We start from the raw sequence: 12,616 nt of genomic DNA, 5'->3' as shown, positions 1-12,616 counted from the left end.
GCGCGGGGCGACTCGTCGCGCTTGCTCGCTGTTGTCGCGTAATGCGAGAAATGGGCGGCGCAGGCGCGACGAGGGGAGCAGGACGTGGGTGGGACGACGCTGGTGAAGGTCGCCGAGCAGGACGAGCGGGACGAGAGGGACGGCCGGGCCGAGCGGGTCGTACGGGATCAGGAGGGGGCCGGCGCCCCCGCCACCCAGGGCGATCAGGGGCGCGGCCAGGCACCGCCACCCGCGCCGGGACCGGCGGGCCACGGGCTCAGCCCCAGCCGGGTGCGGATGGTCTTCGTCGGGCTGATGCTCGCCCTGCTGCTCGCCGCCCTGGAGCAGATGATCGTCGCCACCGCGCTCCCGAAGATCGTCGGTGAGCTGCACGGCCTGGACAAGATGTCCTGGGCGATCACCGCCTACCTCCTCACCTCCACCATCGGCCTGCCCATCTACGGCAAGCTCGGCGACCTCTTCGGGCGCAAGGGCGTCTTCCAGTTCGCGATCGTCGTCTTCATCGTCGGCTCGGCGCTCGCCGGCTGGTCACGGACGATGGACCAGCTCATCGCCTTCCGCGCGATCCAGGGCGCCGGCGCGGGCGGCCTGATGATCGGCGTCCAGGCGATCATCGCGGACATCGTGCCGCCCCGGCAGCGCGGCCGCTACATGGGCCTGATCGGCGCCGCGTTCGGCCTCGCGTCGGTCGCGGGCCCGCTGCTCGGCGGCTTCTTCACCGACCACGTCTCCTGGCGCTGGTGCTTCTACTTCAACGTGCCCTTCGGCCTCGTCACGCTCCTCGTCGTCAGCCTCGTCCTGAAGCTCCCCAAGCCCACCGCCAAGGCCCGGCTCGACGTGCTCGGCGCGCTCCTGCTGGCCGCCGCCTCCACCTGCCTGGTGCTGCTGACCAGTTGGGGCGGGACCGAGTACGAGTGGGGCGACCGCGTCATCCTCGGGCTCGGCGCCGGTGCCGTCGTGGCGAGCGTGCTCTTCCTGGTCGCCGAGAAGTTCGCCGCAGAACCGATCATTCCCCTGCGGCTGTTCCGCGACCCGGTCTTCAACATCACCTCCCTCGTCGGCATGGTCATCGGCATCGCCCTCTTCGGAGCGGCCAGTTACCTGCCGACCTTCCTGCAGATGGTCGACGGCGCGAGCGCCACCGAGTCCGGCCTGCTGATGCTGCCGATGATGGGCGGCATCGTCGGCGCCTCCATCATCTCCGGGCAGCTCATCAGCCACACCGGGCGCTACAAGATCTACCCGATCCTCGGCGGCGCCTTGTCCGTCGTCGGCATGTGGTTGCTCTCGCGCCTGGAGGTGGACACCTCCCGGCTGCAGTACAGCGTCTACATGGCCGTGCTCGGCGCGGGCATCGGCCTGGTCATGCCGGTCCTCGTCCTCGCCGTGCAGAACGCGGTCCGCCCCGCCGACCTGGGCACCGCCACCAGCGCCAACAACTATTTCCGGCAGATCGGCGGCAGCGTGGGCGCCGCCATCTTCGGCACGCTCTTCGCCGACCGGCTCGCCGACGCGCTGCGGGAGCGGATCCCCGCCGGAGCGGGCGCGGCCCTGCCCGACGCCGAGTCCATCACCCCGCAACTCGTCCACACCCTGCCCGCGCCGCTGCGCGACGGCTACATCCAGGCCTACGCCGACGCGATGCCGCGGATCTTCCTCTACCTGGTGCCGGTGCTCGTCCTCGGCATGCTGCTCGCCTTCTTCCTCAAGGAGACTCCCCTGTTGTCCAGCGCCACTTCCCACAACGCACCCGCCGACGAGGCCGTGGCCGTACCGCCGCAGACCCGCCCGGCGACGTACGCGGCCGGGGTCCCGGTCTGCGGCACCGTGCAGCACCCCGACGGCACCGTGGTGCCTCGCGCGGCCCTCACCCTCATCGACGTGGGCGGGCAGCAGATCGGCCGCGGGGCGAGCGGCGAGGACGGGCGGTACGCGCTGTCCACGCCCGGCACCGGCTCCTTCGTGCTGATCGCGGCCGCCGGCGGCCACCAGCCGCAGGCCGTCACCGTCACCGTCGGCGAGCGGCCCGTCGAGCTCGACGTGATCCTCGGCGGCGCGGGCCGCCTCGCCGGCACCGTGGTGACCGCCGACGGCACCCCCGTCAGGGACGCCGCCGTCACGCTCACCGACGTCCGCGGCGAGGTCGTCGCCACCACCCGCAGCGGGCGCGAAGGCGGTTACGTCATCACGGAGTTGGTGGCCGGCGAGTACACGCTGGCGGCCAGCGCCCCCGCGTTCCGCCCCGCCGCCCTGCCGGTCAGCGTGCAGGCCTCCCGCGAGACCCGCCAGGACGTGGAGCTCGCCGGCGGCGCCGTGCTGCGCGGCACCGTGCGGGCCAGCGGCGGCCGGCCGGTCGAGGACGCGCGCGTGACGCTTCTGGACGCCGCGGGCAACGTCGTCGACACCCTCACCACCGGCACGGACGGCACGTTCCGCTTCATCGACCTCTCGTCCGGCGAGTACACCGTGATCGCGGCGGGTTACCCGCCGGTCGCGACCGTCCTGCAGGTCGCCGGCGGCGGCCGCACCGAGCGGGACCTCCAGCTCGGGCACGAGGACTGAGCCGGGGCCGTCCGGCAGCCGGCCGGCGGGCGTCCGAGGGGGCGTGCGCCGGTGGCCCGGCCGCCGCGGGGCAATTCTCGTATTGCCCCGCACGGCAACCCGCGGCGGCCGTACGGTGGTTGGTGGCGGTCCAGATCTTGCGCTGCCAGGGGAAGGAGCATGAGCCATGGAGCGAGGCACTCCGGGCGAGCCGGTCACGCGGAGTGCCGCGTCCGGACGCATCCCGCTGGCCGTGGTCGTCGTCGACGGAGCGGGACTCGTCTCGCACTGGAGCGTCGGCGCGCGCCGCCTCTTCGGGTACGGCAAGGAGGAGGCCGTCGGCCGCCCCGTGGGTGATCTGCTCCCGGTGCACGGCGCGATCCAGGAGGACCGCGAGGACCGTGAGGACCGCGAGGCCTATGGGGCCTACGACGGACTCGGCCCCGACCTGGAGACCTCCCTCGACGGACAGATCTCCTACCCGGCCGCCGGGCGTGCGCGGCTCGCGGAGGCGGGCGGCGGACGGGACGGCGAGGACGACCGGGGCGGAGGCGACCGGGGCGGCGCACGTGACCGTGGCCGCGTCGACGTGCTGTGGTGGGCGTACCCGCTGATCGGCCCCGGACCCGAGCGGCTCCTCGTGCTCGCCGCGGACGCCGCGCGGCTGACTCCGTCCGGGGAGCCGCACGACGGGCGGGGTGAGCGGGACGAGCGCGACGAACGGATCGAGCGGATAGCCCCCGGCTTCGCGCTGCACACCGACTTCCCCGGCGCCGACGAACTGGCCGCCCGGCTGCCCGAGATCCTGCCGAGCATGAGCGTGGGCGAGAGCGCCCGCATCGTCGCCCAGGTCCTCGAACTGGGCTACCCCGTCCTGGAGTTCAGCCACCACGACCGGGTCCCGGTGACCCCGGACTGGGGCGTCGCCCGGCGGGCCGAGCGCAAGGAGCGCAGACGGCGCGCCGCGCAGACCGCCGCCGAGGGACTGCCGGTGACACCGGAGGCGGACGACGTCGAGGACCTGGAGTACGTGGCGGTGCGCGAGCGCCTCGAATTCCTCAACGAGGTCAGCGGACGCATCGGCTCCTCGCTCGATCTGTCCCGGACGATCGTCGAGGTCAGCAAGGCCGTCGTGCCGCGCTTCACGGATGTCGCGGGCACCTATCTGCGCGAGCAGGTCGTCGCGGGCGAGGGCTTTCCCGAGGGCGTGCCGGACGAGACCACCCTGTGGCACCGCGTCGCTCTGGAGCACACCGACGAACCGGGGCGCTGGGACGACGTGGTCCCCGTCGGCGAGTCCATGCCGTTCCCCGCGCACACCCCGTTCTTCCAGTGCATGACCTCCGGCGAACCGGTGCTCGTGCCGCGCATCTCCGACGAGATGGGCAACGCCATCGCCTCGCAGTTCGAGAAGCGCGACATCCGTCCGCTGATCAACCGCCGCTCCATGCTCGTCGTACCCCTGAAGGCGCGCAACGTGGTGCTGGGCTTCATGATCCTGCTCCGCCACGAGGAGCGGCAGGTCTTCAACGACATGGACCGCGTGACCGGCGCCGAACTGGCCGCCCGCGCGGGGCTCGTGCTCGACAACGCCCGCATGTACACGTACCAGGAGAGCGTCGCCGACACCCTCCAGGACAGCATGCTGCCGCACATCCAGCCCAGGATGTCCGGCTGCGACATCGCGACCCGCTATCTGCCCGGCACCCTGCTCGGCCGCGTCGGCGGCGACTGGTTCGACTCGGTCAAACTGCCCGGCTCGCGGACCGCGCTCGTCGTCGGCGACGTGATGGGTCACGGCCTCAACTCGGCGGCGATGATGGGTCAGTTGCGTACGGCCGTGCAGACCATGGCCGCCCTCGACCTGCCGCCCGAGCAGCTCCTGCGCAACCTCGACGACCTCGCGCAGCGCCTCGGCGAGCACTACCTGGCGACCTGCCTGTACGCGGTCTACGACCCGATCGCGGGCGAGCTGCACCTCGCCAACGCCGGCCACATCCCGCCCGTCCTGGTCCGCGCCGAGGACGGCCACAGCGAACTCCTCCACCTGCCGACGGGGGCGCCCATCGGCGTCGGCGGGGTGCCCTTCGAGTCGGTCGTGGTGCGGGTCGCGCCCGGCGACCGGCTGTTGATGTGCACCGACGGCCTGGTCGAAGTGCGCGGCGAGGACATCGGCGTGGGCCTCGCCACGCTCACCGAGTCCGCCGCGCACCCGGCCGCCTCCATGGACGACGCCTGCGACACGATCATCCGCGCCCTCAACACCCGCGGCGGCCGCAAGGACGACGTGGCGCTCCTCATGGCCCGGCTCAACGGCATCGCGGCCCGGGACGTCGCGCACCAGCGCCTCGCCGTCGACGCCGCGGAGGTGGGAAGGGCCCGCGAGACGGTCCGCGCCCAACTGCGCGACTGGTCCCTGGAGCCCCTGGCCGACACGGCCGAACTGCTCGTCAGCGAACTGGTCACCAACGTCGTGCGTCACTCGCGCAGTACGAGGATCGACCTGCGCATGGTCCGCGCCGGCGCGCTCGTGTGCGAGGTCGAGGACGACGACCAGACCCTGCCGACGCTGCTCAACGCGGGCCCGGCCGACGAGTTCGGGCGCGGACTGCGCGTCGTGAGCGCGCTGGCGAAGGAGTGGGGCACGAGCCGGACGCGGCGGGGCAAGACGGTGTGGTTCGAACTGGCGCTGCCGCGGCGTTAGGGCTCCCGGCAGCGGGCGCGCGCCGGCGGAGCGCATCGAATGACCGGTGAAGGGAGTGCGCCGGTGACTTGTCCGTGTGCCCCGGGCGCGGTACACCGATCTTGTCGCCGGCTTCGGCGGCCGTCGTCGCACCCCGGGGAGCACGGACATGAGCATCACGAGTCGGTACAGGGAGGCGTGGGAGGGGTTCTGGCGGGAGGCCTCCGACGAGCCGGGAGCCGTCTTCTGGGACGCCGAACCCGCCCTCACCGCGAGCCTCCATCTCGCCCTCTTCGAACCGCACATGACCGCCGTCGGCCTGCCCGTCGTCGACCTGGGATGCGGCAACGGCACCCAGACGCGGTTCCTCGCCGACCGCTTTCCGCGCGTGCTCGGGGTCGACCTCTCGGCGGCCGCCCTCGACCACGCCCGGCGCGCGGACCCGGCGGGGCAGGTCGACTTCCGGCAGCTCGACGTCGTGGAGAAGAGCGAGGCGCAGCAGCTGCACGCGGAGATCGGCGACGTGAACATCTACATGCGAGGCGTACTGCACCAGTGCGAGCCCGACGACCGGCAGCCGCTCCTGGACGGCATAGCCACGCTGCTCGGCGAGCGGGGCCGCGCGTTCCTCGTCGAACTGTCCGAGCGGGCGCGTCCCGTGCTGATGGAGTTGTTGCAGGGCCCGGCGGGACCGCCGCCGAAACTGGCGCCGGTCTTCGCGCACGGCCTCGCCCCCGCCGAGGTCGTGGACGACGTGGTGGAGGGGTACGTCGAGGCGGCCGGGCTGCGGATCATCGACGCGGACGAGCTGCCGCTGGCCAGTACGGAGTTCACACCCGACGGCACACGCATCGAACTGCCCGCACGGTGGCTGGTGTTGGGGCGCTGAGGCCGTACGGTCAGCCCTCCGAGCCGGGGACGTCCAGCAGGGCGAGAAACGCGGCGGCCGCGGGGGAGGGGGTGAAACGGCTCCAGATGAGCCGCTCGACCCGTACCGGACCGTCGCGGACCGGCACGCTGCACAGGGCGTGCAGTTCGGCGGCGAACGCCGCGGGCAGCAGCGCGATGCAGAGGCCCTGACGGACCAGCCGTGCCATGAGCTCGACGCCGGCCTCGAAGGCGACCTCGCGCCGCAGACCGGCCGCGGCGAACGCGTCGTCCGACTGGGCGCGGGCGGCGGTGCCCGCGGCGAAGTCCACGAACTCCTCCTCGGCCAGGCGGGGCAGCCCCACCTCAAGCTCCCCGGCCAGGGGGTGGTCCGGCGCGACCACGGCCACGTGCGCGCCGTGCGCCAGCTGCAGATCGCGCACGCCCTGCGGCCGGAAACCGGGCGGTACGCCGAGGAACGCCGCGTCCAACGCGCCGTCCCGCACCTGCTCGATGAGGCGTTCACTGCCGGCGACGCGCAGGCTGATCCGCACCTGCGGGTAGCGCTGACGGTAGTCGCGCAGCACCGCGGGGAGGTCGACGGCCGCCACCGTGGGGATCGTGCCGACGGTCAGCCTGCCCCGTATCTCACCGGTGGCCGCCGCCACCTCCGCGCGGGCCCGCTCGGCCGCCTCCAGGGCCTGGCGGGCGGCGGGCAGGAACGCCTCCCCGGCGACGGTGAGCCGCACCCGGCGGCTGGTGCGCTCGAAGAGCCGTGCGCCCAAGTCCTTCTCCAGCCGCGCCACTTGGTGGCTGAGCGCGGACTGGACGACGTGGCACCGCTCGGCGGCGCGGGTGAAGCTCGCGGTCTCCGCCACCGCGACGACGTACCGCATCTGCTGCAGATCCATTGATCCATCGTGAAACACGATGGATCGCATGACAACCATGTGTTGGACCGATCGATGGCTGCTCGGCGATGCTGAACCCACCGGCCCGGCACCACCACGAGGGCCACCCGGACACCATCCGACACCACCTTGGGCGCCGCAGTCGCCCCCGCACCCCATGGAGACCCTCATGCGTGTGATCGCCTTCGACCACCTCGTCCTCAACGTCACCGACGTCGAGCGCTCGCTCGCCTTCTACACCGGCCCGCTGGGTCTTGAGCCGGTCCGGGTGGAGGAGTGGCGGGCCGGCAAGGTCCCCTTCCCGTCCGTGCGGATCAGCCCCACCACGATCATTGACCTGACGACGGCCCCCGACGGGCGCTCCGAGGGCTCCAACGTCGACCACATCTGCCTCGTGGTCGAGCCGCTCGACTGGCAGGAGGTCATCGACTCCGGCGACTTCACGGTGGTGGACGGCCCCGGCGAGCGCTTTGGCGCACGGGGCACGGCACTCTCCCTCTACGTGCGGGACCCGGACGGCAACACGATCGAACTGCGGTGGTACCCGCAGGACGCGTGAGCCGGCCGCAGGCTCCGCTACGCCGAGGCGTCACCCCCGTCGAGCCACTCCTGAAAGGTGGGGCCGGCGAGCCGGGCGTGGGGGCTCGGCAGCAGGGCGTCCTCGGCGATGTCGTCCGTACCGGGCAGGCCGGGATTGTCGACGCCGACCACCTTGACGCCCCGGCGCGCGCCGAGCAGCGCGGCCGCATCGGAGAGGATCTCCCGACGGGGCCCGGCGATCTCGGGGAACGGGGCGCCGGGAACCGCCCCGGCGGGCCCGTCGGAGTCGAGCGCGAGGTCGACCAGTGCCCGCGCCGCGGTGCGCGCGGCGACCAGCTGGCTCGGCCAGTTCGGGATGTACGCCACGTCGCCCCGCTGCCAGTCCAGGAGCTGGCCGACGAACTCGTGGAACTGCGCGGCACGCAGGACGCGGACGGGGAGGCCCGCGGCCATGTGCACCTGCTCGTGGACCTTCTTCGCGGCCCCGAAGCCGCCGGTGGTGCGGTCGACGCCGATGATGGACGCCACCGCGATCCGGGCGACCCCGGCCCGCCGGCCCGCTTCGTGCAGAGTGCGCGCCGACGCGCGGAAGAACTCCGTGGCCGCCTGCTCCTCGGAGGCGGGCCACGACGCGGCGTCGACGATGACGTCCACGTCGGTGAGGGCGTCGGCGAGCGGCGCGCCTCCGGCGACGATGTCCACGCCAGTGGCCCGGGACATCCGTACGACCTCGTGGCCGCGCTCGATGAGGACGTCCACCACGTGGCGCCCCAGCCGCCCGGTCGCTCCGGCGACGGCCACCTTCTGCTTGCTCATGATCCGTACCCTTCTCCAAGTCGCTTTCCGCCACGGCACGTTCGGCCGCGCGGCGTCATGACGAACACGAGACGCCGACGCATGGGCCGCCGTGACGGCGTGACGCTGTGACAAGGGCCATCCGGCACGGCTGTCACGAACCGGGCATGCCCGGCGTCCCGTGCGGGCCTTCAGCGAAGGGTTCGCCTCAGCGGACGATCTTCACGCCGAAGCGTCGGTTGAGGGCGAGGCCGAGTGCGGTGTGGAAGTGGGCGTACATCTCCAGACCGCGGGCGGCGGCCAGGGGGCCGACGTCGATGATGTCGCTACAGCCGTAGGCGGTCAGGAGTTCACCGGCCGCAGCCTTGGCGTCCTGGTGGTCGCCTGCCAGGAACATGGTGTGGTCGCCGCCGCCGAACTCGGCGGGGTTGACGACGGTCTCCTGCTCCTGGGTGACGAAGGTCTTGACCACCTTCGTCTCGGGCAGGGCGCGCTGGATCTGTTCGGCGAGGCTGTCGGTGTCGACGGGGTCAAGACGCGGCATCTCGCCCCAGGGGGTGGGCCAGGAGTGCTCGGCGTCCCCGGGCTGCTGGTAGACGTACGGGACGGCGTAGTCGATCAGGGTCTTGCCCGCGAGGGCGTCCGTGGGCAGGGCCGTCAGGGCGGCGACGGCGTTCGCACCGTCGATCCCGTTGACCACCAACTCGCCCGCGGCCGCGGCCTGGGCGAAGGTGGCCAGGGTCAGCTCGGGGTGGGCACGGTGGAAGACGACGAAGGGCTCGGTGCCCATCATGTCGGGCTCGGTCCGGGCGAGGGTCGCCTCGGGATCGCGGGTACCGACGACGACCTGGTGGCCGAGTGCGCTGAGGCGGGCCGCGTGCTGACGGGCGCCCGCGCCGGTGCCGAGAATCGCGATGTTCACAGTGCTGCTCCTGGAGAGTGAGGGATGCTGCCCCGAGGGCAGACGACCCGGTGGCCGCAAAAAGAACATTACGGGCCATTTGGGACACCTCACGTCCTAAAAGGAGCCTCCTTGGCGAGGATGCTTCAACTGGGGCCGTCGAGGGCGTCGAGAGCGCGGCGGGCGGCGGTGCGCAGGTACGCGCGAACGGCTTCGTCGGCGTCCAGGGTGTAGTCGGCGTCGAGGCCGGCGAGGATCTGGGCGATGCCGGGCAGGTGGTCGCCGGAGCAGTCCACCGTGCATTCGTTCGGGCCGGTTGCCCGGATGCGGGTGGCCAGGGCCCAGATGCGGTGTCGTACGGCGTCGGCGGGTTCCCGGACGGTGGCGACGGCCCGGTGGCGCACGGGCGCCGAGGCGATCTTCCCGGCCACGTACGAGGCCGGGTCCCCGCCGGGCACGGCGCGGCGGGTGAAGCGCCGGCGGGTCGGGGTCAGGCCGCTGATCCGGTCGAGGCGGTAGATGCGCCAGTCGTCGCGGTCCTGGTCGTGGCCGAGGAGGTACCACAGGCCACCGGAGGCGACCAGGTGGTGCGGGTCGACGCGGCGGTCGGCGCCGTCGCCGGTGCGGGTGGTGTAGGCGAAGGTGACGGTCTCCCGGTCGCGACAGGCCGCTGCCAGCGCGGCCAGGGCCGACGGGTCGGTGCGCGGCCCTCGGCGCTCCCATTCGATGGCGGCCGTCGACTCCTGCAGGGCGGCCACCTGAGTGCGGAGGCGGGCGGGGAGGACCTGTTCGAGTTTCGCGAGGGCGCGCAGGGTGGTCTCTTCCATTCCGGTCAACTGGCCTGCGGCGGTGCGCAGGGCGACCGCGGTGACGGTGGCCTCTTCGTCGTCGAGGAGCAGGGGAGGCATCGCGGCGCCTGCGGCCAGGCGGTATCCACCGGCGTGGCCGGTGGTGCCCTCGACGGGGTACTCCAGTTCGCGCAGGCGGTCGATGTCGCGGCGCACGGTGCGGGTGGTGACGCCGAGCCGTTCGGCGAGCTCGGCGCCGGACCACTCACGGCGCGTCTGCAGCAGGGACAGCAGGCGGAGCATCCGTGCGGGAAGGTCAGTCGTCATGCTCCCAGAATGACCCCCTCTAAGGACATGAGGTGACCTAAAAGCCCCCTAGCGTGAGGGCATGTCCGAGAACGAAACCCTTCAAAACCGACGGATCGCTCAAAACGATCCAAGCCGTACGAACGCCGCGGATCCGCGACGATGGGCCGCGCTGGTCGTCGTGCTGGTCGCCTCCTTCATGGACGCGGTCGACGTCACCGTGGTCCACATCGCGTTGCCCGACATCCAGGCCGAGACCGGCGCGTCCACAGCCCAGGTCCAATGGATCACCGGTGGATACGCGCTGGCGTTCGCGCTCGGGCTGATCACCGGCGGCCGACTGGGCGATCTGTTCGGCCGCAAGAAGGTCTTCCTGCTCGGTGTCGTCGGCTTCACGCTCACCTCGCTGGTGTGCGGTGTCGCCGGGAACCCGGAAGTGCTCCTCGCCGGGCGCGTCGCGCAGGGAGCCATGGCCGCGCTGATGGTGCCGCAGGTCCTGTCGATCATTCACGTGACCTTCCCGGAGCGTGAGCGGGGCAAGGTCTTCGGGATCTACGGTTCGGTCATGGCCCTCGGCACGCTCGCCGGGCCCCTGGTCGGTGCGCTGTTGGTCGAGGGGAACCTGTTCGGGCTCGGCTGGCGGCCGATCTTCCTGGTCAACCTGCCGCTGGGCGCCGCCGGACTGATCGCCGGTGCCCTGCTGATCAGCGAGTCGAAGGCCGAGCGTGCGGCCCGCCTTGACCTGGTGGGCGTGGTGCTGGCCACGGCCGGTCTGCTGGCGCTGGTCCTGCCGCTCACGCAGGGACGTGAGCTGGGGTGGCCCGCGTGGACGTACGGGTCGATGGCCGCCTCCGTACCCCTCCTGGCCGCGTTCGTCGCCTGGGAACGGCGCCTGGCGCGGCGCGGCGGATCGCCGCTGGTGGTGCTGTCGCTGTTCTCCCGGCGCGGCTTTGCCGGCGGGCAGGGCGTGCAGCTGCTGTTCGGCCTGGCCTCGGGCGTCTTCTTCCTGGCCTGGACGCTCTATCTGCAGCTGGGGCTGGGCTTCTCGCCGCTGGAGGCCGGGCTGTCGGGCATGCCGCTGTCCGCGGCCATGATGGCCGGGGCCGGACTGTCGATGCAGGTGCTGGTGCCCCGCTTCGGCCGCGGGGTGCTGCAGGCCGGCGGACTGCTGGCCGCCGCGGGCATGGTGCTGTTCGTCGCTCTGGCCAACCACTACGGCACCGACATCGCCGTATGGCAGACGATGATGCCGCTGATCCCGATGGGTCTCGGCATGGGGATGATCGTCGCCCCGCTGACCGACATCATCCTCTCCGACGTCCCCCATGAGTACGCGGGCTCCGCGTCCGGCCTCACCAACACCACCATGCAACTCGGCCAAGCCGTCGGCGTCGCGCTGTCCTCGGTCGTCTTCTTCGACCGGCTCGGACCCGGCGACCCCACCACCCAGGCTCACCGGATGCCGCACGCCTTCGCGGGCTCCCTGTGGTACGTCGCTGCCGCCTTCACGGCCGCGTTCGTCGTCCTGTTCGCCCTGCCGCGCGGCGGCGGCCGCACGGGGCAGGCCACCGATTCGGCCGCCCCCGACCAGCAGCCGGAGGCCGAACGGGTGTCGGTCGGCTGACACGCCACCCCCAGATGCCGCCCCGCCACCACCCGGCCCCCCCCGCCACCACCCGGCCCCCCCCCCCGCCACCACCCGCCCCCCCCCGGCACCGCTCGGCTTCCCGGCGTCACTCGGCTTCCCGGCACCACCCCCACGAGACCGCGGCCCGCACACGCGTAGCCGCACCACCGAGAAAAGGAACCACCACCATGAGCGTCCCCCATGCCCCCCACTCCGCCGATGCCCTCAACGGTTCGGTGAGCTCGTACGCGATCTGGGCCGACGACGGGCGCCGGCTCGCCGAGTTCTACGCCGCCGCACTCGGTGGCGAGGTCGGCGCCCCCTACCCCGACGAGCACGGCAACGAGGTCGCCTTCCCCGTCACCGTCGGCACCACGATGTACGTCTTCTGGACGTCCCGCTCCTTCACCGCTCCCGCCTGGCCCCGGCAGGACCTGCCCTTCCACCTGGATCTGGCGTTCCCCGATGTGACCGCCGCCGAGACACGGTTGCTGCAACTCGGCGCGCACAAGCCGGAGTTCCAGCCCGGCGGCGAGCACTGGACAGTCCTCCTCGACCCCTCCGGCCAGCCGCTGTGCATCAGCCAGGCCCAGCCTGCCTGACCCCACGCAGGAGACCCGTACCAAGCCCAAGGCCGGACCACGGTCGCCCAAGCTC

At 72.4% G+C, this 12,616-nt stretch carries 10 protein-coding genes; 6 read left to right on the top strand and 4 right to left on the bottom strand.

Annotated features, from left to right (window positions below; genetic code table 11):
• Window positions 1-84 precede the first annotated feature (84 nt).
• The 3 genes from ACZ6CV_RS33355 to ACZ6CV_RS33345 all read left to right on the top strand — a co-directional run bounded on the left by ACZ6CV_RS33355 (window position 85) and on the right by ACZ6CV_RS33345 (window position 6,113).
• Window positions 85-2,562, top strand: coding sequence for an MFS transporter (locus ACZ6CV_RS33355; RefSeq protein ID WP_469255130.1), 2,478 nt, complete (start codon window positions 85-87; stop codon window positions 2,560-2,562).
• Window positions 2,563-2,728: 166 nt separating this feature from the next.
• The gene (locus ACZ6CV_RS33350) at window positions 2,729-5,245 is read left to right on the top strand and encodes a SpoIIE family protein phosphatase (protein WP_469255128.1); all 2,517 of its coding nucleotides are present in this window, start codon (window positions 2,729-2,731) and stop codon (window positions 5,243-5,245) included.
• 148 nt (window positions 5,246-5,393) lie between these two features.
• Entirely contained in the window at window positions 5,394-6,113 is a 720-nt protein-coding gene (locus ACZ6CV_RS33345; protein ID WP_469255126.1) for a class I SAM-dependent methyltransferase, read from the top strand.
• 10 nt (window positions 6,114-6,123) lie between these two features.
• Here ACZ6CV_RS33345 and ACZ6CV_RS33340 read toward each other — a convergent pair whose 3' ends face one another.
• Entirely contained in the window at window positions 6,124-7,002 is an 879-nt protein-coding gene (locus ACZ6CV_RS33340) for a LysR family transcriptional regulator (protein WP_469255125.1), read from the bottom strand.
• A 169-nt stretch (window positions 7,003-7,171) separates the two neighbouring features.
• Here ACZ6CV_RS33340 and ACZ6CV_RS33335 point away from each other — a divergent pair, with 169 nt between their 5' ends.
• The gene (locus tag ACZ6CV_RS33335; RefSeq protein WP_469255123.1) at window positions 7,172-7,561 is read left to right on the top strand and encodes a VOC family protein; all 390 of its coding nucleotides are present in this window, start codon (window positions 7,172-7,174) and stop codon (window positions 7,559-7,561) included.
• A 17-nt stretch (window positions 7,562-7,578) separates the two neighbouring features.
• Here the strand turns inward: ACZ6CV_RS33335 and ACZ6CV_RS33330 are convergent, their stop codons facing one another.
• The 3 genes from ACZ6CV_RS33330 to ACZ6CV_RS33320 all read right to left on the bottom strand — a co-directional run bounded on the left by ACZ6CV_RS33330 (window position 7,579) and on the right by ACZ6CV_RS33320 (window position 10,353).
• The gene (locus ACZ6CV_RS33330; protein WP_469255121.1) at window positions 7,579-8,358 is read right to left on the bottom strand and encodes an SDR family oxidoreductase; all 780 of its coding nucleotides are present in this window, start codon (window positions 8,356-8,358) and stop codon (window positions 7,579-7,581) included.
• Window positions 8,359-8,545: 187 nt separating this feature from the next.
• Complete coding sequence (locus ACZ6CV_RS33325) at window positions 8,546-9,259, bottom strand: NADPH-dependent F420 reductase (protein WP_469255118.1); 714 nt, start codon at window positions 9,257-9,259, stop codon at window positions 8,546-8,548.
• Window positions 9,260-9,384: 125 nt separating this feature from the next.
• Window positions 9,385-10,353 carry a helix-turn-helix transcriptional regulator gene (locus tag ACZ6CV_RS33320; RefSeq protein ID WP_469255114.1) on the bottom strand — a complete coding sequence of 323 codons (969 nt, stop codon included), beginning with the start codon at window positions 10,351-10,353 and terminating at the stop codon, window positions 9,385-9,387.
• A 61-nt stretch (window positions 10,354-10,414) separates the two neighbouring features.
• Between ACZ6CV_RS33320 and ACZ6CV_RS33315 the strand changes: the two genes are divergently transcribed.
• A complete protein-coding gene (locus ACZ6CV_RS33315; protein ID WP_469255112.1) occupies window positions 10,415-11,956 on the top strand; it encodes an MFS transporter in 1,542 nt (513 codons plus the stop codon).
• 191 nt (window positions 11,957-12,147) lie between these two features.
• Entirely contained in the window at window positions 12,148-12,561 is a 414-nt protein-coding gene (locus ACZ6CV_RS33310) for a VOC family protein (protein ID WP_469255110.1), read from the top strand.
• Window positions 12,562-12,616: the final 55 nt, after the last annotated feature.

The sequence above is a fragment of the Streptomyces sp. NPDC041713 genome (assembly GCF_055591085.1).
This window is presented reverse-complemented; position numbering and strand designations above follow the sequence as displayed.

Bases quoted from the DNA above. Each gene is read 5' to 3' on its own strand.
- ACZ6CV_RS33350 (WP_469255128.1), top strand. From the start codon at position 2,729: ATGGAGCGAGGCACTCCGGGCGAGCCGGTCACGCGGAGTGCCGCGTCC.
- ACZ6CV_RS33345 (WP_469255126.1), top strand. From the start codon at position 5,394: ATGAGCATCACGAGTCGGTACAGGGAGGCGTGGGAGGGGTTCTGGCGG.
- ACZ6CV_RS33340 (WP_469255125.1), bottom strand. From the start codon at position 7,002: ATGGATCTGCAGCAGATGCGGTACGTCGTCGCGGTGGCGGAGACCGCG.
- ACZ6CV_RS33335 (WP_469255123.1), top strand. From the start codon at position 7,172: ATGCGTGTGATCGCCTTCGACCACCTCGTCCTCAACGTCACCGACGTC.
- ACZ6CV_RS33330 (WP_469255121.1), bottom strand. From the start codon at position 8,358: ATGAGCAAGCAGAAGGTGGCCGTCGCCGGAGCGACCGGGCGGCTGGGG.
- ACZ6CV_RS33320 (WP_469255114.1), bottom strand. From the start codon at position 10,353: ATGACGACTGACCTTCCCGCACGGATGCTCCGCCTGCTGTCCCTGCTG.
- ACZ6CV_RS33315 (WP_469255112.1), top strand. From the start codon at position 10,415: ATGTCCGAGAACGAAACCCTTCAAAACCGACGGATCGCTCAAAACGAT.
- ACZ6CV_RS33310 (WP_469255110.1), top strand. From the start codon at position 12,148: ATGAGCGTCCCCCATGCCCCCCACTCCGCCGATGCCCTCAACGGTTCG.